Genomic DNA, 20,936 nt, shown 5'->3' on the forward strand with positions numbered 1-20,936 from the left:
CAAGGATGGAATCTGCTCAACCCTAGTGGACGTTCGTGCTTGGACAGCCCCATCCCGCTGATCGCACCATCGCCCAACAAGAGTTTGCCTATATTGGCGCGTATCTGGTCGATGCCGGCTACGAGGTCTATCTGGCCAGTTGGGAGACGCGTCCCGGCTACACGATGCGGGCCGAAGTGGCTGCCGACCAATGTCTAGCGCCCCAAATTGCGGCAGTCGCCGGACGTGATCGGGATGGGAAGGTACTGCTGGTTGCCCACTCAATGGGTGGCGTCGTTAGCCGGGCGTACATTGAAGGAACGCTTGATCCGCCGGTTGAGGCGTTGATTACTTTGGGTACACCTCACGTTGGTGTCAACTTTGCCTCGTTGATCAAAGCCATTCTTCTCCTCAACCCCGGTACGAGCCTGTTGGTCGATCAGCTCTGCGCCAGCGATCCCGGTCTCTGCCAATTGGGCAGTGACCAGATGTTGCTGTTTAACACCGTCTATTGCCCGTCTGGCGTGCCGTACCTGTTTGTCGGCGGCTATGGCGGCCCCTTCTACATGGCCTTCCTCAACTTCACCGAAGGCCGTAACGACGGGATTGTCGGTTATCGGAGCGGAGTCGGCTATCTGTACAATCCGTTGTCGGATATACCGTTCATCGGGCGACCGTTGCGCCATGATGCGCTGATCGTCAGTGGTGGCGATATCACCCGCCGCTTTACCAACGCTGCCCACGTCTCGTTCTTTGAAACCGGCACGAAACGTTGGTTCTTCGCCGATGCCTCCACCAAGAGCTGTGTGAAAGACTTCGTTGAGGGGATCGAGCGTGGCTCAACCAGCTATCGGGACACCTGCCCCTCGTACTCTCGACCTCCGTCACTCTTGGCCGCCGAGCAGTCGCCGGTCAGCTTCACGCCGGTGGTTGCCACAACACTTATGGCTGGTCAGACCTTTACCGCGCCGATCGTGCTCGATGGCAATGCCAGCGAAATCTTGCTCGGCTGGAACGATGGCGATCTGGTGCTGACCCTGATCGCGCCCGATGGCCGTGCGATCACGCCGGCCAATCTCGCCCAAGAACTGCCCGGTTCGGTGTATCTGATCGATCCGGTGAATGGTCTGATCTCGTACCGGCTGGCCAATCCGCCGGCTGGTGAATGGACGGCGGTGGTAACGGCTGGGCCGGCAACGACGACCGCTGAGGTTACGCTCGTGGCTGCGATGCAGTCACTGTTGCAACTCTTCCTTGATCTGCCATCGTCAGTCGCGATCGGTGAACCGTTCACTCTCACGGCGCGGCTGGCCCAAGCGGCGACGCCGGCTGAGGCGACCGCCGTTTCAGCGAGCCTGCTGACGCCGCAGGGCGTGCAGACGGTTGAACTGGTGCGCACGGCTGCCGGCGAGTATCGCGGCCAACTGATTGCACCCGCTGCGGCAGGGTCGTATGTGGTCTCGGTGAGCGCGAGCGGTGCCACGTTTAGCCGCCAACTCCGCTGCTCACGGTGCGCACTCCCGGTCTCGAACGGCGTGGCGATACGGCGACGACCACTCCTGATCGGGATGGGAATGGCAAGTACGAGCGGTTGCAGATCCGCGCGACATACCAAGTCGCTGCTGCTGACCAGTATGCGGTGATGGCGACCCTGCAAGATGCCGATGGGCGCGCGATGATGATCACGCGGACGACGGTTGAGTGGGCTGCCGGTGAGAATCCGCTGCTGGTTGAGTTCAACGGCGGTGAGATCGCGCCGACTGGGGTGAATGGGCCGTACCGGGTCGTCACCCAGATCGTGCGGGTGAGTGATGGCGCGTTGATGGCCGATGAACAACCGCTGATCGATGGTCTGGCCTACCTTGCCTCGGATTTTGAAACTGGGCCGTCTTCGTTGCAGGTCTTCATCCCGATGCTCCAACGGTAATCTGCCCCGCACCGCTGGCCCCGCTTCCCATGATGCATGGGGAGCGGGGTCGGATATTGTTTCCCGTTGAGGGTCGCGTTGGCTCACGCTGGCGTGGTTGTTGGAGAAGGGCAGTGGCGGTGTCTTTGCTTGCGGTCGGGCTATGAAACATATTCCCCCCTCTTGACAAGCGCCCCTGCGCCGTCGTACAGTAAAACACACGCGGAAAGGAGGCCAACGATGGCCACGGCGTACCAACATGCGCTTGAGCAAGACGACCGGCGACTGGCGCTGCTGTGCAAGGCGCTCAGTCATCCCGCGCGCGTGCAGATCCTCCGCTACGTGATGCGCAACCCCGGCTGCATCGGCAACCAGATCCTGCTGCATATGCCCGCCGATGGCCCTCATGCCCAGTCAACGATTTCCCAACATCTGCGTGTGCTGCGTGAGGCTGGGTTGATTGACGCCTACGATGATGGTGCAGCGGTCTGCCACTATGCCAATGCTGATAATTTGTCGTGGTTGCGCGCATATCTGGAGCACTTGTCATGACCGCATCGCTGATAGCAATCCTTGAACAACAATTGGCTGCCGCTGAGCAGGCAGTGATGGCGAGCACCGGCGGCGCGGCGTGGTGCCAGTTGCAACGCGATGGTCGTGTGACCGGCGGCGTGAAGTACGATGAGGGCCAGCTGGCGGCGTTGATGGCGGTGCGCCGCTGTTTGCGCAGCGCCGATCCGGCAACGTGGCAGCAGGCGCTGGCCGCCGAGTTGGCCCAGTGGCGGCAGGCGCTGGCTGAAGTGCAAGCGCAGCCGAAACCGGCGATGCCTTGGCTGGCCTACCGGCAAGGCGGTGTTGATGCGTTAACGGCCTTGCAAGAGGCGGCAGCCGGCAGTATTTCCCACTAATCCCCAAGAATTGGAGTAAGATCGTGCTATTAACCGGTGCGCGCGGCGCACAAGAGACATTGCTGATCCGGGTGCGCGGCGGCGCAGCGCCGGCTGAGTATGCCGTCGAATTAGAAATTGTTGATGGTCCGCGGGTTGGTCCGGCTGGATCAAACCGCGTTGCTGGCGCTCTCTAATCCTGATGCATTTTGTCGGTGAAGCATTGGCAGTGGTGCGCGCTAGCGGGCAATTGCTGCGCGTGCGGCTCGATCTGGATCCGGCGCCGGCGGCATTGTCCGCGATAGCATGGGAACGGCTCTATGCGCCGGTTGGCGCTCAGTGGCAACCGCTGACATTGCTGGGCGATACGCCGTTTGCGCACCTTATCCCGGTGCAACGCTGGGGCGGGCCGTAACCATCCGATCGCCGTCCGTTGCGGGTCGTGTTTGGCGTCGCTTCTCCGCCAGACCTGCCAGCGTTTGGGCTTGATCCGATCGATCAGGCCGATATAGCCGCCGCTCAATTACTCTTCGATCGCTCTGAAGGTGCCGTAACTGTGTTTATCAGCGGCGCACAATCGCCGGCGTTAGCTCCCTCACCGCAGCGTGGGCCGACGCCGATGTGGCGTACTTGCTCTGCCATAGACGGGTGACGCCGGCGGGCGCAGTGCTCTACCTCGAAGGCGATGACGGCAAGGTCGCTCCGGTGACGACGGCGCGACTGGTTCAATCTGGTACTGCGTTGACCCAACTGGCGGGGGCGCTCGCGCCATCTGAGCATACCCAGCTCAACGCGCTGCTGCAACAACACATCGCAACACGCGCCGGGTTGATCGACACGCTGCGCATCGTCTTTGATCAACTCAATGACGCCTTCGACGCCATCAATGGCTTGGTAGCGGCAGGTGATGTCGCTGGGGCCATCCGCCGAAAACACGAAGTGACGGCCCAATTCAGCGACGGCCTCGCCGAAATTCGCAGACGGCTGCGCTCGCTGAGCCGCGATGTGACCACCGTGAGCGCAGCGTAAATGTCAGTGGCGGTTGGGGCGTTTGCTGCTTGCGCCGCGAAGACGCCACGCCACGACATTTTGCGTCGTTTCGTGGCGATACCAACTGCGCTTACAACCGCCCCGCCACATGCCCGATCGTCACATCCTCAACCGTGACATAAGGCGGCAACGCCACGATGGCCACAATCGTCGCAGCCACATCACTTGGTTGCAGCATATTCGCCCGCGACCACTCGCCGGGAATGGTATCCCAGATTGCAGTGTCGGTCGCGGCGGGCAATATCGAACAGACCCGGATGCCGCGCGGGCGCAGCTCTTCGCGGATGGCAGCGGCAAAGCCGAGCGCGCCGTGCTTGGCGGCGACATAGGCCGACCAACCGGGAAAGGCTTGGCGGGCCGCGACCGAGGCAATATTGATCAGTAGACCGCCCCGATCCATGTGCGTAGTGGCATGCTGCGCCACCAGAAAGAGACTGGTTAGTTGCGCGCGGAGGTGTGCTTCCCATTCGGCGAGACTCATCGCCTCAAGCGGCGCCACCAGCGCGCCGCCGACGCTATGCAACACCACATCGAGCCGTCCGCCGTCGGCAGCGAGCGCCACGGTTGCGGCGACCTGCTCAGGATCGGTGACATCGCACGGCGTTACGACGCATTCTGCGCCGGCAGCGGCAGCTTGCGCCGCCACCGCCTCAAGCGCCGCGCGGCTGCGCGCGGCGAGGGTTAGCCGGGTGTTGGGTTGAGCCAGCGCCAGCGCGGTGGCGGCGCCGATCCCGCGTGACGCGCCGGTAATCAAGATTGATCGCATAGTGATATTCTTCATCACCCACAGACGCAATGTTCAAAAGCAGCGACGCCAAGATTCTAACGCAAAGACGCAACACTTCGATCACGGTAGCTTGTCAGCGAAGGGTTCCGCTCGTTCGACCCCCCCTTCCAACCTTCCCCCGCTCGGTGGAGGCGCTGGAACGCGCCATGCGCACAGATGAAAGGACGAGTCAGGCAAAACTCGACAATAGTTAATCCCCTCTGCGCTCTTTGCGCCTTTGCGTTTGATCCTCTGCTCCCTTCGCGCCTGTATTATCACTCTTGCCGGTTGCGGTCAATGTGCGCCATAAACTCGGCCCGCGTCTTGGGGTCTTCGCGGAACGCGCCACGCATTGCCGAAGTGACCATGCGGGCATTCGCCTTCTTTACGCCGCGCATCACCCCGCACATATGGACGCCCTCGGCCACGACGGCCACGCCAGCCGGCTCAAGCGTCTCGTTAATGAAATCGGCAATCTGCACCGTCATCCGCTCTTGCACTTGCAAGCGGCGGGCAAACATCTCGACAATGCGCGGAATTTTGCTCAGCCCCACCACTTTGCCGCTTGGAATGTAGGCGACATGAACTTGACCAAAGAACGGCAGCATGTGGTGCTCGCACAGGCTATAGTAATCGATATTCGTCACCAGCACCATCTCATCGTAGGCGACGCTGAAGACTGCGTCGTTGATCAGCGCCTGCGGGTCGATATGGTAGCCGGCGGTCAATTCGGCGTACATCTTCGCCACCCGCGACGGCGTCTTCTGCAAACCCTCGCGGTCGGGAATTTCACCGATCGCGCCGAGGATCGTGCGCACCGCCTCTTCGATGTGCGGGTCTGAATTGAACGACATCCCCTCGATCTTGCCGCGACCCGGAATGATCAGGCTATCGTAGTGCTCTTCGTCAATATCGTGATCGTGGATGGGATGATAACCATTACCGTTGCTTGACATAAAAACTAATCTCCGTTACAGAGGTATGCAGCGCGACGCTCGCGCTGGCAGGCGAAAACGAGACGAGCGGACGATCAGGCGGGAACCGAAACCGGGCCGGCATAGCTGAAGATATTCTTGCGCGTTTCCCACAGCCGCAGCAGCGCAAGCCGGCCTTCAAGGCGCGGCGCGAGTTCGTTCCAGAGATAGACGATAATGTTCTCGGCGGTTGATGGCCGGTCGGCGAACGCGGCGATCTCGTTGTCGAGGTGGTGCAGGTGCAGCGGATCGATCACCGAATGCACCGTCTGATCGAGCCATGCCATATCAGCCAGCATGCCGGTGGCCGGATCAATCTCGCCTTGCACGGTCACTTCCAGCATATAGTTATGGCCGTGACCGTTGGGATTGTTGCACTTGCCGTAGATCTCGCGGTTCTCGGCGTCGTTGAGCGCCGGCGCGTGGAGCCGGTGAGCGGAGGCGAACGTGTACAAGCGCGAGAATTGCGTCTCACCCACCCCATCATAATCGGCCCACAAATCGGGCTGTTCGTAGAGGCGCAGATGCGCCAACCGGGCATGGGCCGGCAAGCGAGCGGCAATCAGCCGCCAGAGCACCCGGACGAAATTTTCAGTCGTCGGCACCTGATCGCGAAAATACGGCGTATCGAAATTGAGATGCTTATGATCAAACTCCTCTAGCACCTCATTCACAATCGCTTTCAGCTCGGTCATATTCATCACCATGCCGGTGCGCTCGTCGAGCTGGCCAGTGATGCTGACATCGAGAGTATAGTTGTGCCCGTGACCATACGGGCTGGTATACGGCCCAAATACCCGCTCATTCTCAGCGGCGTTCCAATCATCGCGCCAATACCGGTGAGCGGCCGAAAATTCAAAGCGGCGTGTCGCAATCACCATACGAAGCATCCCTTCTGTCTGTTGACCATCGCTACGTCAACCATCGCGGTCTAAAATCTCTTCCCTATAGAACGGTACCACGGCTCTGAAAAAAGTCAAGGTGTTTCTTGTGAAAACGCACAACCTTTGCACAGCACTGGTGGTCGATCATGGCTTGCGCTGCCATAAGCGAACGCGATATGCTATAATGCGCCACACCCGGATGTGGGCGGCGCGTGAGCGCCGCGGTTGTGTTTGTCTCTTCTAAGGAGCGATGATGAAGCTCACATGCATGCAGGATGATCTCAGGCGCGGTCTGGCCGCGGTGAGCCATGCCGTCGCAGGTAAAAGCTCGACCTTGCCGGTGCTGGCGAATGTTTTGCTTTCAACCGATGAAGGCCGTTTGAAATTGACTGCCACCAATCTAGAGGTGGGCATTAACCGCTGGATTGGCGCGCATGTGTTGCAAGACGGCGCGGTGGCGGTGCCGGCGAAGTTGTTGGCGGACGTGGTGGGCGGTCTGCCAAACGATAAAGTGACGTTGACGCTTGATGTGAAGACGCAAACGCTGCGTGTCGAATGCGGGCGCTTTGTGAGCAATATCAAAGGAGTTGATGCGGACGAGTTTCCGTCATTGCCGGCAGTGAGCGCGCGCGCGCCGTTGGTGAGTTTGCCGGCGGAAGTATGGCGCGAGGCGATTGAGCAGGTGGCGTTTGCCGCTGCCTCTGATGAGTCGCGCCCAATTTTGACCGGCGTGCTGGTGCGCACCCGTGACCAACAGATCACGCTGGTCGCTGCCGATGGCTTCCGCTTAGCGATGCGCACGATCCATGCGGCCGAGCCGGTGGCTCACGCGGTTGACTGTCTCATCCCGGCGCGCACCCTCGCCGAACTGGCCCGCATTATCGGCGATACCGAAGCTGCGGTCGCGATGGTCTATATGCCGGGTGGCAGCCATGTGCTGTTTCATACCGAAAATATTGAGGTAGTGTCACGTTTAATAGAGGGAAGGTTTCCTGATTTTGAGCGGATTATCCCGCAGCAGTATTTGACGCGCATGGTGCTTGACAGTAATGAATTGTCTAAAGCGGTGAAGTTGGCGTCATTCTTTGCCGGCGCCAGCCAGAACGTGGTGAAGCTCAAGATCGAGCCAGCCGGTGAGGTTGGGCCGGGCCGGGTCATTCTGAGCGCCAATTCTGCCGAATTGGGCGATAATACGAGTGAGCTTGATGGGAGCGTGACTGGTGAAGGCGGCGTGATCGCGCTCAATGTGAAGTTTTTGGCCGATGCGATTGCTGCGGTCGGCTCGAACCAGATCGCTTTCGAGATGCAGAGTTCGCAAAGTCCGGCGGTGTTTAAGCCGGTGGGCCAAGATGGCTACATTCATATTGTGATGCCGATGAGTATGCGGTAGCGGTGGCATTCCGCTTCAGTGGTCGAGGAGTTGGCTGTGAGTGTGACGACGCTGATCATTGTGCATACCGTATCGATGTTTCGCGACGGTTTGCGCCTTGCGCTGTCGGCCACGCCTGATTTTAAGGTGGTGGGCGAAGCCGGCAATGGCCAACAGGCGATCCAAATGGTTGATCAAGTCGATCCTGATCTTGTGTTGATGGATATCGATCTGCCCGGTGTCCATGGGCTGGAAGTAGCGCGCGCGATCAAGCGGAGTCACCCTCACATTGCTGTGATCTTGTTTGGGCCGGTGAATGATGGTTCTTCCGTCGTGAAAGCAATTCGAGCCGGTGTCTCAGCATTTATCCCGCCGAGTATTAAATTTGCCGAACTGCTTGAGGCGCTGCGGCAAGTGCGGCGCGGCGAGTATCCGATTAATGATCTGGTGTTGTCATCGCCGGAAGTGGCGGCAACGGTGCTCGAGGCTTTTCGTCAGATGGTTGGCGATGATGATACGCAGACTGTCTTCTCGCCGCTGTCGGCGCGCGAGCTTGAAGTGCTCGAGCTAGTAGCCGCTGGCCGCACTAATCGTGAGATTGCTACCCTGCTCGATATTAGCAATCAGACGGTCAAGAACCATATTTCGTCGATCCTGCGAAAACTAGCTGTCAATGATCGCACGCAAGCGGTCGTCTATGCCATGCGGCGCGGCTGGATCAAAGTCGTGCTGCCGAATGGCTCGTAAGACCCGATGCTGGGTTTCGGTGTCAGCGTTGTATCCGGTGATTCGCCGGGTGCAACACAGGAGACGTTTGTGAGGCGTTTCCGTTTTGCCCGCCCGTACCTGTTGCTGGTGTTGCTGGGCGTTCTATTGGCCGGATGTGATCTGTTTCCTGTTGGCGAGGAGGAGCGGATCTCGAATATTGAGACAATTGTGGCCGGCACGCCGTCGCCTACGGCAACGGCAACCGCTACCGCGACGGCGACCGCGACGCCAACCGCGACGCCGACCTTTGGCCCGTCGCCGACGCCAACTGCCACGGCGAAACCAACAGCAACCCCGTTACCGCCAACGCCGACCCCCAATCCGGCGCTGGACGGGTTTAGCTACTGTACGCAAGTGGTCGGTTTGCCGGCCAGCCGATTCTCGGCAGCATTGCAAGAGGTGCGGGCGAGTGGGAATCCTGCCTTTGAACAGCTTGATCTCCTCTTTGAGCTGAGCCCGAATTCACCGCCAATCGGGGCTGCGGTCGGTTGTCTCGCTTTGGCCGATGCTCGGATTGTGCCCGCGACTGCGGCCCTCAACACGCCGTATGCTTTACAGATCGATCTGTCCGGCTGGATTCGCGATGATCGGTTTGCTGCCTCGGCTACGGCCCAGACGATCACCTTTACCGGCACTCGGACTCTCTCGCAGGCGCTAGTGCTGGTTGATCCACAGGCCGATACCGGCGCGACGATTCTGTTGCCACTGGCTGAACCGGTTCCGTTTCGGGTGACGCTGGCGTCGAACCGGTTATCGGTGGCAGTGGCTCGTTCGGCGACCTTTGGCGTTGCGAGTGATACGCTGCGTGTGCCGGAGGGAGCGCCACCTCTTGCGCTTGAGTCGCTCTATGTCCTCTTTGATGGCGATATTTGGCGGCTTGATCCGGGTGTGGCATCTGCCGGCGAAGGGATGCAACCCCGGCTGGCCGGTGCGGTCAACTTGACCAATTCCACTGAAACCGAGACGTATCTGGCGGTAAGCCCGCGCGGTGATTATCTTGCCTTCTGCCGCGCCGAGCCGGGGCTTGATCCGGCAGACGCGACGCTGGCGGTTCCCTCCACCCTCTGGCTGTTGCCGCTAGCCGGCGGCGAGGCTCGTCCGCTGGCACAAGTCGGCGTCAGTTGCGCCGATCCGGTCTTTAGCCCCGATGGGGCCACGGTGGCATTTGCCGTAGATGAGACCGGCACCATCCCAACCCAGTGGACGGTTTACACGGTGCCGGTTGCCGGTGGCGAGCCGGTGCGGGTTGAGACGGCGCTCGATGAGTGGAGCCGGTTTGCACCGCAGTGGTTGAGCGGTAACCGCTTGATCTATCGCGCCGATGCGCCTGATGGCCGTAGCTCGCTCTTCCTGCGCTTGCCGAGCGGTGAAGTGCGCGATGTGGGCGCCGATCTGTTGACCGATGCCCGGTTGATCGTGCGCTACCGCGGGTTTGGTGCGCTGATTGCTAGCCCATCTGGTGAGTATGTCGCCGTCGAGGCGCTGCGCGCCGATGACCCCGGCGCTGACCTGCTTGTCCTTGATAGCGCTGGTCAGTTGGTTGAGCGGATCGGTGAGCAACGAGTGATGTTGCCGCTGCCCACGGCCACGCCAACGCGCCTGCCTACCGCGATCCCTACCGACACTCCGACGGCTACGCCAACCGGTACGGTGACGCCGCAGCCGCCTACTGCAACGCCAACGGCTACAGCCATTCCGACGGCCACGCCAGAAGCGTTGCCGCCGCAGCCGTTGCGTGAAGGGCCATTCTGGACCCGCCCGCTCGGTTGGGATAACGAAGGACGTTTGCTCTACCTTACTACATTGTGCGCGAGCGATCTGTTGCAAGATTACCAGCTCTACCGTTGGCGCGGCTTGCAGCGCAGCGAGTTGTTGGCGACTGGCCAGAGTTTGGGTGGAATTGGCCCGGCGACGGTGCGCAAGCAACAACTGGTCTATGCTGCGGTTGAGCAAGCCGGCGCCGGGCTGCGCGGCCCGCAGGCTCAGAACCAGCGCTCACCTACCACGCTGTGGGTCTGGGATCTGGGCAATGGTGGGCGGGCGGCGCTGCTCGATCTGGCCCGGGGCGTGCGCGAGGTGCGGTGATAATTGTTGAAAATAGCCGCGAAAAGACGCAAAAGCCACCAAAACCGTGTCTTATGGCTCGTGACCAGAGCGTGTTGTGACCATTGGCAGAGCAGCGCTAGTAAAGTAACCGGGGCTGCTCGGCCTTATCCGTGTTCCAATCGCTGCCAGATGACGATCAGGTCGCGCCCAAACAAGATCAGCCTCGTCAAAAAATAGATCGCCCGGTAGAGCTGGCTCCGCCGCACCTCGTCATAATCGATCAGGACGAGGCGCGGTGGTTGCTCGGCGGTCAGCATCAGGTTCTGTGAATGCAGGATAGTGCGCTTGACGAGAAAGCTCCAGATCCGTTCAGGTAAATAGCGCAACTGTTTGCGGCGCTGGCGTTCGGCGGCGCTGGCACTGACCCGGCCATACAGGTCGGGCAGATGGCCGGTGCGGAACAAGCATCCGACAGCGCGGACAATGATGTGGCGGAGGTCGTGCCCGATCTGCCGGCGCTGGGCTGCATCAATTGTCCGCCAGTCAATGCTAGCCAAGACGCGCGCGTTAGCGAGATACGGTTGGATTGCTAACGTATGCACGAACCCTTCGCTATCGCGGCTGAGCACGACATAGGTTGGGATAGCGTGGCGCGAGCCAAGGCAAGCAGCAAACCGCCGGGCCGCCTGTTGCATCCGGCGGGCGTCAGCCAGCATCGCTGCGGTGTCACGGCTGCCTAGTTCGCCTTTGAGTTTGACGACGAAACGGTGATCGTCGCTGCGATAGACTTCAGTCTCGTTGCCGCCGGCAACCCGTTCCATGACATGATCAATGTCGATCGGCGCAAAGACATCGTTGCGGTGGTGTTCCATACAGATGATAGTGTCCTCTCTGCCAAAGTATGTTGGTAGTAGAACAGACGAACGCCACCACCAAAACGTTGCATCGTTAGCGATAGACCATCACGATGATCACTTGATACGGCGCCGATACGCCTTCGTTGAGCTGGACACGGGCGGTTGTGACCGGTTTGCGTGGATCGTTGCTGATAATCCGCACCCGCGCCTGCTGGGTCTGGTAGATTGGGCCGATCCAGCGCGCCGTAAGTTGCGCATTGCTGGTGGCGCCAGCAGCGACCGTCGTGCTCTCGCTGCTCGCCACACTGAGCCATGACTGCGGATTGATTTGCGGTCGCAGCTCGATCACGAGACCATTGCTCAAGTTAAGAGGTGGATGTATGTCAAACGAGCATCCAACCGTCTGCACAGCGCCGTTGAGTTGCAAGCCAATTGTGCCGCTGTCGCCGCTGATGAGGCTCGTCACATCGCGGTAATGGAAGCGAATACGCCCGTTAGGTTGCAATAGCGCCTGCACGCTGAGCCGGCGGCTCGTGTTGTACAACGGCACATCATCCCACGTAATCAGCGCACCGGCGCTGATACGGGCAAAGCTGATCTCGCCGCTGGCGCTACTGTCAAAATCAACGTGGAGCGGTGTTATGGCCGGTGCGCCGGTTTCATTCAGAGGCATGCACGAGGGGCTAAAATAGTTCGTGGGTGGCGTAAATGGCGCAAACGCGATGATCCCGTTGGTGCTAACATAGATGTGGCGATAATAGCTATTACCGAAGGGGAAGTCAAAGCCTAGATCGAGTGCGTCACTGCTCTCGTCATCGGCTAGGTTCAGAATCTCGCGGTCAAATGGCGGGTCGATCCAGCCGCCGGTTGGACCATCTGGCTCGTCGCTGCGCCAGACGCCGTACGGTTCGCTGTCGATGCGGAGGGTGTAGCTGAGCGGGCTGTTGCCGTCGTTACGCAATGGCATCGCTACGTCCACTGTCTGGTTAAAGTCAACAGTGGCAGTAACGAGGTCTTGCAAGACGGTCAATGTAGGTTGCAGCGGGTCAAGCGCGAAGTCGAGCGTGACTATGCTGCCGGGAGCTGGTGTCATGCTCTGGGTTTGGGTGACGAAATTACTAGCGGCTGCCGAGAGCGTCTGAGCCACGCCGCCGGGTACGACGAGGGTGTAGGCACCGGTCGCGTTGCTAGTGACGGTGGCGCCATTAGTAATTGTCACCGTGCCGCGCAATGGTTGGTCGCTCTCGCTATCGATGATCGTGCCGGTAATGGTGGCGTGGGTTGGTCGCTCCGGTACCGTCATCGTCACCGGGATCGCCAGCGGCGGATCGGTCAGATTGTTCGCGTAGATCAACACCCGCGCCGTGTAGATGCCCGGCCCGGCTACTTTCCGTGCGTCAAGCGTGATTGAGATCGTTTGCGTACCGTTGCTAGCAAGGCTGGCCGGCGCTGTAGCAGGCAAGACCAGCCACGGCACCTGCACCTGCGTTGCAGCCACCGCTGCAAAAGCATCAAGCCTGCCGTAGCCGTAGATGTTGTTGGGAACGGTCGTTGGCCGGCAGGCAGTATGGGCAGAACCCATATACCGTGAGTCGCTGGTGATCGGCAGCGTATTGTCGGTGAGGATAGCATAGGTTGCTGCGTAATCGCCGATCAACTGCGGGTTTGCCGACCATAGCAGCGCTACTGCGCCAGCAACATGCGGCGCGGCCATCGAGGTGCCAGATAACGAGCTATAGCTATTAATACCGGTCGTTGATAGAACTCCGGCCCCCGGTGCCACTAGATCGGGCTTGATCCGGTTATCGGTTGTTGGTCCGATCCGGCTGAAATTAGTAATCAAATCATCTTGATCGGTTGCGCCAACCGTGGTCACATCGGGGTAATCACCGGGTGAGGCAATTGAGCTGCAGCCGGTGTTATTACCACTGCCAAGGATGTTCCCAGCCGCAAAAACAGTAAAAATCCCTGCTGCCTGCCAGGCTGCCGTGTAGCCGGCGTAGATCGGGTTGCCGCCGCTATCGAACGACCATGAGTTGTTGAGGATATGCGGCCGCATGCTTGGGCGAGGATTGTTGCCGTTAAGATCAGTAGGGGCCAGCATCCACTGCGCTGCTGCGATAATATTGCTATCGTTACAACTAATGCTGTTGCATGCCCGTGCTGCAATCCACTTCGCTCCCGGCGCCATGCCCATTGCTGGCTGGCCGGGTGGGTTAGCTACCATCGTACCCATGACATGGGTACCATGAATACCTGAATCAACCGGTTCTGGGTTGTTCCCGACCGGATCGAACCAGTTGTAGTTGTGGTCAAAGCTGCCGCCGCCGAGATTGCCGCGGTATTGGTTGATTAAGGCAGTGTGAGTGTAGACGACGCCGCTGTCAATATTCGCCACCGTAATTCCAGTCCCGGTGACGCCGAATTCGCGCCACACCCGGTCGGCGTTGACTTTGGCAATGTTCCAGCAAACGTTGTTCGCGGTCGCGTTGCACGAGACGGTGGCGGTTGTCGCCGGTTCACTCATCTGCAACTCGTGGTCGGCAGTGAGCATCGCCACGTCGGCGTGGGTGGCGAGGGCATTGGCCAGCGCGGCATTGCCTTCGACCAACAATGCATTCACAATCCAGAGCGGTTTGTAGGGTACGCCAGCGGCGTCGAGCATGGCGCGTACCGTGTGTTGGCTGCGTTCGGCGTGCTCGACCAACGTGCGGTAGACATACTCGCCGCGCGCTTCCCAGTCACGCATCAGCAATGCTTCGCCGAGATCAGGCCGGTCGGCGAAAAAGACGAGAAACTGGGTAGGGCCGCTCGCCAATTCGGTTTGCAGGTCGGGATCGATTCGCTCGGTCTGTTGCGGCAGTGGCACCGGGAGCGATGGCGGCGCCATCCGCGCTGCTGGTGCGCTGGACGGTGGGAGACCAGTGTAGAGCAGCGGCGTGATCGGAGTGCTGCTGGTGTTGGTGATGGTGAGGTTGAGGGTGACGGTGCTGCCGAGCTCAACCGTAGCAGCAAGGCTAGTAGGGATGGCGCTGAGAGTAGCCGGGTCGGCGCGTACCGGTGCGGCGGGAGCAAGCGCCAGTAGGCTGGCGAGGCTAGCAATGATCAACGGGATCAGCAGCAATCGGTGCTTCATAGGCTGTGATGATGATTATGATAAAGTGATCGGCAACAGTGGCAGGTACATCATAGCATACGCGCTATCTTGCCAGCGTTTCAGTTTTGTCATTACACCGGCTCTGATGAACGCACAGCAACCGTGATCTCTTGCGGCGTGCGACAGCGCAGCTATCGCTTGTGAACCGTATGGTGCATGATATTCGGGCCGCCGGCATCTTCTCGCTCACTTCCGCCTGCGATCTGAGTGGTGTGGGATATTCGGAAGCGCCTGTCCCGCACGCATTTGCTACTCGATTGCCAAGATCGCTACCGCAGGATTCACCGGCACATAGCGCACCGGTATGGTCGCGGCATGCTGCCATCGCGCAACCAATGACGGATCGATCAATTGCGCTTGCCGCAACCGCACCTCTTTGCCATCAGGCTGGCTGACGACCAACTCCCATGCGATCACCCCCGGCTCGCCCTCAAAAGCGTTTTCGATCCAGCAATCGATGATCGGGGCGTCGGTAATGGTGGTCGCGGCTCGTAGTTGGCGATGAAAGCTGTAGCGGTGCCAGCCGGCGATCAGGCAAGCTGCGCCAGTGCCAATCGCAATCAGGTTGATCGCGATGCTGGCCGGGATGGGAGCGATGAGCGGTTGCAACCAGATCACCGCTCCGATTGCGCTAACGATAAGACTAGCGCCGAGCGCTAGCAAACCGACGCCGCGGTCGTGCTGGCGCAGCGCTTGTTGGGCGAGCTGGAATTGTTCGTGGCGTGAGATGGCAGTACGGCACGGATGTGAAATGATCATAAGCGCTGTTGGTGATGAAGGTTGGTTGCGACGCTTCTTATATAGTATTGTGCGCGTATTACCATCTTGGTACCGTGCCCGTTACATTGGTGACGGGCACGGAGGCGGCGTTAAAACAATCCGACGATGTTCCCGTCTTCGTCAATATCGATCTGGTGAGCCGCCGGATGCGCGCCCAATCCCGGCATGGTTACGGTTGTTCCGGCGATGGGCAAGATGAATCCGGCCCCGGCGCTGATCCGGACTTCGCGGATGGGGAAGATGAAGCCTTCCGGCGCGCCGTGCAGCTTGGGGTCATGGCTGAGACTGAGATGGGTCTTGACCATACAAATGGGAAGTGTGCCAAACCCAGCAGCCTCAAAGGTATGTAGTTGCGTGGCAGCGGTCTCGCTCAGCTCGACGCCGGCAGCGCCGTAGATGCGGCGGGCGATCAGGTCAATCTTCTCGACCAAGGGCATCTCCAGTGGGTAGAGGAATTTCGGCTCACGAGGGCCGGGCCGTTCGGCAACTTGCGCCACCAGCCGAGCCAGTTCGATGCCGCCGGCCCCGCCTTCGGCGTAGACGTTGCTCACCGCCATACCGGCAGCGCCGGCGGCAGCCGCAATCTGGGCCACCGCTTCGATCTCCGCCGGGGTGTCTTCGGGGTAGGCATTGAGGGCTACGATCACCGGTACGCCAAACTGGGTGATATTGGCGATCTGGCGGCGCAAGTTATCCCCGCTGGCCAACACGTCGTCGGGGTTTTCTTGCAGCAACGCTTCCGGCAATGGCTTGCCAGCCACAATCTCGTACTTGCCGCTGTGAGCCTTGAGGGCGCGAATAGTGGTGACAACAACCGCAGCATCTGGCCAGAGACCGCTGGCCCGGCATTTGAGATGGAAGAACTTTTCGGCTCCGATGTCGGCCCCAAACCCGGCTTCGGTGACAACATACTCGGCGCAGCGCAGCGCGACTAGATCGGCCAAGATCGATGAATTGCCCTGTGCGATGTTAGCGAAGGGGCCGGCATGGATGAGTGCCGGGGTATTTTCGATGGTTTGCATGAGGTTGGGCTTGAGTGCCTCGTGCATCAGCACGGTCGCCGCTCCTGCCCCTTTCACATCTTCAGCCGTGACCGCTGTGCCGTCGCGGCTGAAGGCCACCACCATGCGGCCAATGCGCGCGCGCAGGTCACGCAGCGCCGCTTTCGCTCCTGCGCCGTTCACCATTGCCAGTATTGCCAGCAGTTCGCTAGCGACACTAATGTCGAAGCCGGTCTGGCGCGGGATACCGTTTTGCTTGCCGCCAAGCCCAATCGTCACCTGCCGCAAGAAGCGGTCGTTGACATCAACCACTCGCCGGATCTCGATCCGGTCGGGGTCGATGTCGAGCGGATTGCCGTGGTACCAACTGTTGTCTACCAGCGCCGCTAGTTGGTTGTGGGCTTGCGAGACAGCGTGAATGTCGCCGTTGAGGTGCAAAATGCTTTCGGCCAACGGCACGATCTGGCTGTAGCCGCCGCCGGCCCCGCCGCCTTTGATGCCGAACACCGGCCCGAGCGACGATTGGCGCAGGGTGACGGCAGCCCGCTTGCCGATCCGGTTGAGCGCCATCGCCAACCCGATCGAGGTGGTCGTTTTGCCTTCGCCGAGCGGGGTCGGGGTGATCGCGCTGACCAGAATGTAGCGGCCACGCGGGCGATCGGTGTAGTCATCGAGAAAGGCGAGATCAATCTTGCCGCGGTAGCGGCCATACGGTTCGAGATACTCCGCGGGCAAACCGAGCCGCTCAGCGATGACGCCGATCGGTTCGAGCCGGGCTTCGGCAGCGATTTGGAGACTGGTTTTCATCGGGTTATTCCTCGTCGTAACCGCAAAAACGGAGCGCAGTGAGGGTAAAAACGCGGGTTGCGGCTTGCAGATCGGCAAGAGCGACCGATTCGTTGGGCCGGTGCGCGTCATGCACATCACCCGGCCCGTACAAGACGGTGGGGATGCCGGCGACATTCACCAGCAGCCGCATATCGGCGCCGTAGGTCATGCCTTCAAAAGTGGGCGATGCACTGCGCACAGCCTGATCGCAGCCGGCTGAGGTCTGCACAATCGGTGCGTCAAGCGGGGTGCTGGCCGGATCAAACCGCCCGCCCCACCATTCCAACGTGGGCGGGTGATCGCGCAGCCACGGGTCTTGGGCGGCGGCAGCGGCGATCGCCTGCTCAAGTTCGGCGCGTGCGGCGGCGGATTCTTCGCCGACTCCAATCCCGTAGCGACCTTCGGCCACGAGTTGCTCGGCTTCGGAAGAGGCCCACGCGCCGGCCCGCACGATCCCGATGCAGATGGCGTTGGGAGTGCGGTAGCGGGCGAACAGACCGCTGGGGTCAGCGGCGCGCAGGCGTTCGTTGCGGCGGCGTTCGAGATCAAGGATGGCTTGGTGGAGCGGAGCGAGTTTCTCGATCGCGCTCACTCCCTCTTCGCGCATGCAGCCGTGGGCCGCCGCGCCGTAGACGGTCAGGCGGAAGTTGTGCGCGCCGGCTTGGGCAGGCGCGACTTTGAGTGCGGTCGGTTCGGCGACGATCGCAGCATCGGCGGTATGGCCGCGCACAATGGTTGCCAAGGTGCCCAAGCCGCCGTCTTCTTCGCCGATCACACTCTGGATCAGCAACCGTCCGCGCAGGCGCACCCCGGCGGCGGCGATTGCGCGCGCGGCAAAGATCGTGCAGCACAAGCCGCCTTTCATATCCAGCGCGCCGCGCCCATACACCCTTCCATCAAGGATGGTCGCTTGCCATGGGTCGCTGCGCCAGTGGCGGCGGTCACCGGCTGGCACCACATCAACGTGGCCGTTGAAGATCAGGCTGTGCCCGCCGCGGTCAGCGCCAAGCGTTCCCACCACCCCCAATGCTCGCTCGCGCGGCACTTCCCAACTACAGGCGGGATGTGCGTACAACTGCGGCAAATCGATCTCCCAGCGATCGACAGCCATTCCTTGTTCAGCCAGCAGTGCAGCAACGTATTCCTGCGCCTCGTTTTCGGCGGCAGTGCCGTCAAGGCTAGGGATGCTGACTAGCGCAGCTAGCGCCTCTAGCAAGCCAGCGTCGTCGATGGCAGCGAGCACTCGTTGCTCGGTTGGATTGAGGTCGTGCATACTCGTTCGTTTATCCTCCCCATGTCAAGCGCAAGACGCGCAACCAATTCTCGTAGGCCAGCTTGCGCAGTTCGGCTGGCGTAAACCCGGCCTCGGCCAGCGCCTGTAAGAGCCGGGGCAGGCCGCGCACATCGCCGATGGCCGCCGGCATCAGCGCGCCGTCAAAGTCAGAGCCGAAACCGACGTGATCAATCCCCAATCGTTCGACCAAATACTGGATATGCTGCACCATCACCGCCAGCGGCATCGTGGCATCACGCTTGCCGTCGGGGCGCAGGAAGGTGACGGCGAAGTTCAGCCCGACCATCCCGCCTGATTCGCGGATCGCCGCGAGTTGCCGGTCGGTCAGATTGCGACTGCTGGGGCAGATCGCATGGGCGTTGGAGTGGGTTGCCACCAGCGGCGCGTCGCTCAGGTGGGCAACATCCCAAAAACCGGCTTCGTTAAGGTGTGAGAGATCGATCATGATGCACAGCCGGTTGCACGCTTTCACCAACGCCTTGCCGGCCTCGGTCAGGCCGCTGCCAATATCGGGCGAAGCGGGAAAGGCGAACGGTACGCCGTAACCAAAGATATTAGGTCGGCTCCAGACCGGGCCAAGCGAGCGCAGGCCAGCTTGGTAGAGCACCTCAAGCTCATCGAGATCGGGGCCGATCGCCTCAGCGCCTTCAATGTGGAAGACGGCGGCAATGACATCGTTCGCTAGACAATCGGCAATCTCGCCAGCGGTGCGGCAAACGCGCAACTGGCCTTGTGATTCGGCCTCGACGCGAAACAAGTGCGCCGCCATAGCGAGGGTCGTGCGCAGGGCATAATCGTGATCGAGCGCCGGCGGCAGCGGCAGGTGGTAGGGCGGTTCGGGCAGCGGTGCAGCCGGTGGTTTGGGAGCCGGCGGCGGCGGCACGTAGATCGCAAAGAATCCGCCGCTAAATCCGCCGGCGCGGGCGCGGGGCAGATCGAGATGGCCGTGTGGGCTGGCGGTAAAGAAGTCGCGTTCTTTACCCGGTTCAGACCGGTACAAGTCGAGCACCACATCGTTGTGCCCGTCGAAGACTGGCGGCCACGTAGAGGTTGTCATAATATCTTCCTTGATTGTTCCTCTGAACCCCGCTGGTGGGGAGGAAACAGGTGTCCAACGCGCTCTTCATGCTCGTGCGAGCCGCGCGGCAGGAGCGGCTCGATGCTCTGCCGTTGCGTGGCGAAGCAATCTCCTGCTCTTGCAAGCATAACCGCGCAGTGTTCGTTCCCGCTATCGCAGGAGATTGCTTCGGTCGGGCGGTACCCAGCTTCGCTGGGCGCCGCCGCTCCCGCGCAATGACAGATGGTCGCTGGCTGTGTGCGCTGCCGCTTCCGCGCTATGACACGTTTTCACCTACCCTAACCACCCCCGAATCTGATCAGCGGCGCGCCAGCCATCTTCGATGGCCAGATGCACTCGCCCTTGCCCGGCTACCATATCACCCGCTACAACAATCCGATCCATTGTTGTCAACGGCGTGGCGGTATCCGGCAAAGCGTAGCGCCAGCGTTGCACATTGACCCACAGCGGTGCATCAAGATCGCCAGCGAGCATCCAGATCATCGCCAGCGCTTCGTGGATTGGCGGCGGTAAGGGATCAGTGGGCGTGAACGTCCCTTTCTGTAATTCGTCCCAATAGGTGGTTGCCCAACTGTTACTCATCTGCGCGATCAACAAACCGATCCCATCTGGGGCGCGGCCCGGCTTGTCGTGTTCGCACGCCAGCCAACTGATCGGGTGGTGGCGATCGGTGTTGACCAGTGCATACCACGGCACGGCGGGGCGATGAGGAAAGGCGGCAGTGATGCTGATCGAGCGGCGGTACTGGACAGAATGGAGCGCCGTGATCAAAGCGGTGCTCTCCGGTGCCAGATCGCTAGCGGCGAGGATCGTGGCGCTCTGCGGAGCGGGGGTTGTGAGCAAGATAGCGTCAAAGTAGCCGAGATCGTTGCCGTCAGCAGCGGTGAGGCGGTAGCAGTCGTCAGCGGTATGTATGCTCGCGACGGTGGTCTCTAACCGCACATCGAGACCGTTGGCGAGATACTTCGCCAAGCGCGTGATGCCGGCGGGCCACGTCCACTTCTGCTCATTCCCATAGGCCACATCGCCGGGGCCGATCTGGTTGGCGGCGGTAAACGTCCACACCGGACGCTGGATTTGCACCGCGTCGCCGGTAGCGGCGATCAGGTCTTGCAAGGCCGTGGAAGTCGCTTTCACATACTGCGCGCCGTGATCGAAACAACAATCGCCGATACGGCGGGTGGCGGCGCGACCGCCAACGCCGCGGCTCTTTTCAAACACGACCGTAGCGATACCAGCGGCTTGCAGCGCGCAAGCGGCGGCCAACCCAGCCATCCCAGCGCCAACAACGGCAACTGTTTTCATCAACCGG

20 protein-coding genes are annotated in these 20,936 nt (G+C 60.8%); 10 read left to right on the plus strand and 10 right to left on the minus strand.

Annotated elements, in window-relative coordinates:
• Nucleotides 1-35 precede the first annotated feature (35 nt).
• The 7 genes from U9R61_RS07290 to U9R61_RS07320 all read left to right on the plus strand — a co-directional run bounded on the left by U9R61_RS07290 (nt 36) and on the right by U9R61_RS07320 (nt 3,801).
• On the plus strand, nt 36-1,622 hold the full coding sequence (locus U9R61_RS07290; RefSeq protein ID WP_322488153.1) for a hypothetical protein: 1,587 nt from the start codon (nt 36-38) through the stop codon (nt 1,620-1,622).
• Nucleotides 1,622-1,906 carry a hypothetical protein gene (locus tag U9R61_RS07295; protein WP_322488154.1) on the plus strand — a complete coding sequence of 95 codons (285 nt, stop codon included), beginning with the start codon at nt 1,622-1,624 and terminating at the stop codon, nt 1,904-1,906. The genes U9R61_RS07290 and U9R61_RS07295 overlap by 1 nt, the downstream gene beginning before the upstream one ends.
• A 219-nt stretch (nt 1,907-2,125) precedes the next feature.
• Nucleotides 2,126-2,437, plus strand: a complete 312-nt coding sequence (locus U9R61_RS07300) for an ArsR/SmtB family transcription factor (protein ID WP_322488155.1) — start codon at nt 2,126-2,128, stop codon at nt 2,435-2,437.
• Entirely contained in the window at nt 2,434-2,793 is a 360-nt protein-coding gene (locus tag U9R61_RS07305; RefSeq protein ID WP_322488156.1) for a hypothetical protein, read from the plus strand. The genes U9R61_RS07300 and U9R61_RS07305 overlap by 4 nt, the downstream gene beginning before the upstream one ends.
• A gap of 23 nt (nt 2,794-2,816) precedes the next feature.
• The gene (locus U9R61_RS07310; RefSeq protein ID WP_322488157.1) at nt 2,817-2,969 is read left to right on the plus strand and encodes a hypothetical protein; all 153 of its coding nucleotides are present in this window, start codon (nt 2,817-2,819) and stop codon (nt 2,967-2,969) included.
• 5 nt (nt 2,970-2,974) lie between these two features.
• The gene (locus U9R61_RS07315) at nt 2,975-3,187 is read left to right on the plus strand and encodes a hypothetical protein (RefSeq protein WP_322488158.1); all 213 of its coding nucleotides are present in this window, start codon (nt 2,975-2,977) and stop codon (nt 3,185-3,187) included.
• Between the two features lie 206 nt (nt 3,188-3,393).
• On the plus strand, nt 3,394-3,801 hold the full coding sequence (locus U9R61_RS07320; protein ID WP_322488159.1) for a hypothetical protein: 408 nt from the start codon (nt 3,394-3,396) through the stop codon (nt 3,799-3,801).
• Between the two features lie 91 nt (nt 3,802-3,892).
• Here U9R61_RS07320 and U9R61_RS07325 read toward each other — a convergent pair whose 3' ends face one another.
• The 3 genes from U9R61_RS07325 to U9R61_RS07335 all read right to left on the minus strand — a co-directional run bounded on the left by U9R61_RS07325 (nt 3,893) and on the right by U9R61_RS07335 (nt 6,443).
• Nucleotides 3,893-4,588 carry an SDR family NAD(P)-dependent oxidoreductase gene (locus U9R61_RS07325; RefSeq protein WP_322488160.1) on the minus strand — a complete coding sequence of 232 codons (696 nt, stop codon included), beginning with the start codon at nt 4,586-4,588 and terminating at the stop codon, nt 3,893-3,895.
• 275 nt (nt 4,589-4,863) lie between these two features.
• A complete protein-coding gene (folE, locus tag U9R61_RS07330; RefSeq protein ID WP_322488161.1) occupies nt 4,864-5,544 on the minus strand; it encodes a GTP cyclohydrolase I FolE in 681 nt (226 codons plus the stop codon).
• 74 nt (nt 5,545-5,618) lie between these two features.
• Nucleotides 5,619-6,443, minus strand: coding sequence for a 6-carboxytetrahydropterin synthase (locus U9R61_RS07335; protein WP_322488162.1), 825 nt, complete (start codon nt 6,441-6,443; stop codon nt 5,619-5,621).
• A gap of 256 nt (nt 6,444-6,699) precedes the next feature.
• Between U9R61_RS07335 and dnaN the strand changes: the two genes are divergently transcribed.
• The 3 genes from dnaN (at nt 6,700) to U9R61_RS07350 (ending at nt 10,668) form a co-directional block, all read left to right on the plus strand.
• On the plus strand, nt 6,700-7,836 hold the full coding sequence (gene dnaN / locus U9R61_RS07340; RefSeq protein ID WP_322488163.1) for a DNA polymerase III subunit beta: 1,137 nt from the start codon (nt 6,700-6,702) through the stop codon (nt 7,834-7,836).
• Between the two features lie 36 nt (nt 7,837-7,872).
• Nucleotides 7,873-8,562, plus strand: coding sequence for a response regulator transcription factor (locus U9R61_RS07345; RefSeq protein WP_322488164.1), 690 nt, complete (start codon nt 7,873-7,875; stop codon nt 8,560-8,562).
• A 69-nt stretch (nt 8,563-8,631) separates the two neighbouring features.
• Nucleotides 8,632-10,668 (plus strand): hypothetical protein, encoded by a 2,037-nt coding sequence (locus U9R61_RS07350; RefSeq protein WP_322488165.1) that lies wholly within the window; start codon nt 8,632-8,634, stop codon nt 10,666-10,668.
• A 125-nt stretch (nt 10,669-10,793) separates the two neighbouring features.
• Here the strand turns inward: U9R61_RS07350 and U9R61_RS07355 are convergent, their stop codons facing one another.
• From U9R61_RS07355 to U9R61_RS07385, 7 genes are all read right to left on the minus strand, one after another.
• Nucleotides 10,794-11,501, minus strand: a complete 708-nt coding sequence (locus U9R61_RS07355) for a hypothetical protein (RefSeq protein WP_322488166.1) — start codon at nt 11,499-11,501, stop codon at nt 10,794-10,796.
• A gap of 76 nt (nt 11,502-11,577) precedes the next feature.
• Nucleotides 11,578-14,622, minus strand: a complete 3,045-nt coding sequence (locus U9R61_RS07360) for a S8 family serine peptidase (protein ID WP_322488167.1) — start codon at nt 14,620-14,622, stop codon at nt 11,578-11,580.
• 270 nt (nt 14,623-14,892) lie between these two features.
• Entirely contained in the window at nt 14,893-15,402 is a 510-nt protein-coding gene (locus tag U9R61_RS07365) for a hypothetical protein (protein WP_322488168.1), read from the minus strand.
• 110 nt (nt 15,403-15,512) lie between these two features.
• Complete coding sequence (locus tag U9R61_RS07370; RefSeq protein WP_322488169.1) at nt 15,513-17,231, minus strand: formate--tetrahydrofolate ligase; 1,719 nt, start codon at nt 17,229-17,231, stop codon at nt 15,513-15,515.
• Nucleotides 17,232-17,235: 4 nt separating this feature from the next.
• Nucleotides 17,236-18,525, minus strand: coding sequence for an ArgE/DapE family deacylase (locus U9R61_RS07375; RefSeq protein ID WP_322488170.1), 1,290 nt, complete (start codon nt 18,523-18,525; stop codon nt 17,236-17,238).
• A 10-nt stretch (nt 18,526-18,535) separates the two neighbouring features.
• On the minus strand, nt 18,536-19,603 hold the full coding sequence (locus U9R61_RS07380) for a dipeptidase (protein ID WP_322488171.1): 1,068 nt from the start codon (nt 19,601-19,603) through the stop codon (nt 18,536-18,538).
• A 294-nt stretch (nt 19,604-19,897) separates the two neighbouring features.
• The gene (locus U9R61_RS07385) at nt 19,898-20,929 is read right to left on the minus strand and encodes an NAD(P)/FAD-dependent oxidoreductase (RefSeq protein WP_322488172.1); all 1,032 of its coding nucleotides are present in this window, start codon (nt 20,927-20,929) and stop codon (nt 19,898-19,900) included.
• Nucleotides 20,930-20,936 lie beyond the last annotated feature (7 nt).

This window comes from Chloroflexus sp. (genome assembly GCF_034431535.1).
Classification (GTDB): Bacteria; Chloroflexota; Chloroflexia; order Chloroflexales; family Chloroflexaceae; genus Chloroflexus.

Excerpts from the sequence above, each read along its gene's own strand:
- U9R61_RS07315 (WP_322488158.1), top strand. The coding sequence starts at position 2,975 with ATGCATTTTGTCGGTGAAGCATTGGCAGTGGTGCGCGCTAGCGGGCAA.
- U9R61_RS07325 (WP_322488160.1), bottom strand. The coding sequence starts at position 4,588 with ATGCGATCAATCTTGATTACCGGCGCGTCACGCGGGATCGGCGCCGCC.
- dnaN (WP_322488163.1), top strand. The coding sequence starts at position 6,700 with ATGAAGCTCACATGCATGCAGGATGATCTCAGGCGCGGTCTGGCCGCG.
- folE (WP_322488161.1), bottom strand. The coding sequence starts at position 5,544 with ATGTCAAGCAACGGTAATGGTTATCATCCCATCCACGATCACGATATT.
- U9R61_RS07360 (WP_322488167.1), bottom strand. The coding sequence starts at position 14,622 with ATGAAGCACCGATTGCTGCTGATCCCGTTGATCATTGCTAGCCTCGCC.
- U9R61_RS07380 (WP_322488171.1), bottom strand. The coding sequence starts at position 19,603 with ATGACAACCTCTACGTGGCCGCCAGTCTTCGACGGGCACAACGATGTG.
- U9R61_RS07295 (WP_322488154.1), top strand. The coding sequence starts at position 1,622 with ATGGCGACCCTGCAAGATGCCGATGGGCGCGCGATGATGATCACGCGG.
- U9R61_RS07385 (WP_322488172.1), bottom strand. The coding sequence starts at position 20,929 with ATGAAAACAGTTGCCGTTGTTGGCGCTGGGATGGCTGGGTTGGCCGCC.
- U9R61_RS07300 (WP_322488155.1), top strand. The coding sequence starts at position 2,126 with ATGGCCACGGCGTACCAACATGCGCTTGAGCAAGACGACCGGCGACTG.
- U9R61_RS07335 (WP_322488162.1), bottom strand. The coding sequence starts at position 6,443 with ATGGTGATTGCGACACGCCGCTTTGAATTTTCGGCCGCTCACCGGTAT.
- U9R61_RS07375 (WP_322488170.1), bottom strand. The coding sequence starts at position 18,525 with ATGCACGACCTCAATCCAACCGAGCAACGAGTGCTCGCTGCCATCGAC.
- U9R61_RS07305 (WP_322488156.1), top strand. The coding sequence starts at position 2,434 with ATGACCGCATCGCTGATAGCAATCCTTGAACAACAATTGGCTGCCGCT.
- U9R61_RS07370 (WP_322488169.1), bottom strand. The coding sequence starts at position 17,231 with ATGAAAACCAGTCTCCAAATCGCTGCCGAAGCCCGGCTCGAACCGATC.
- U9R61_RS07355 (WP_322488166.1), bottom strand. The coding sequence starts at position 11,501 with ATGGAACACCACCGCAACGATGTCTTTGCGCCGATCGACATTGATCAT.
- U9R61_RS07365 (WP_322488168.1), bottom strand. The coding sequence starts at position 15,402 with ATGATCATTTCACATCCGTGCCGTACTGCCATCTCACGCCACGAACAA.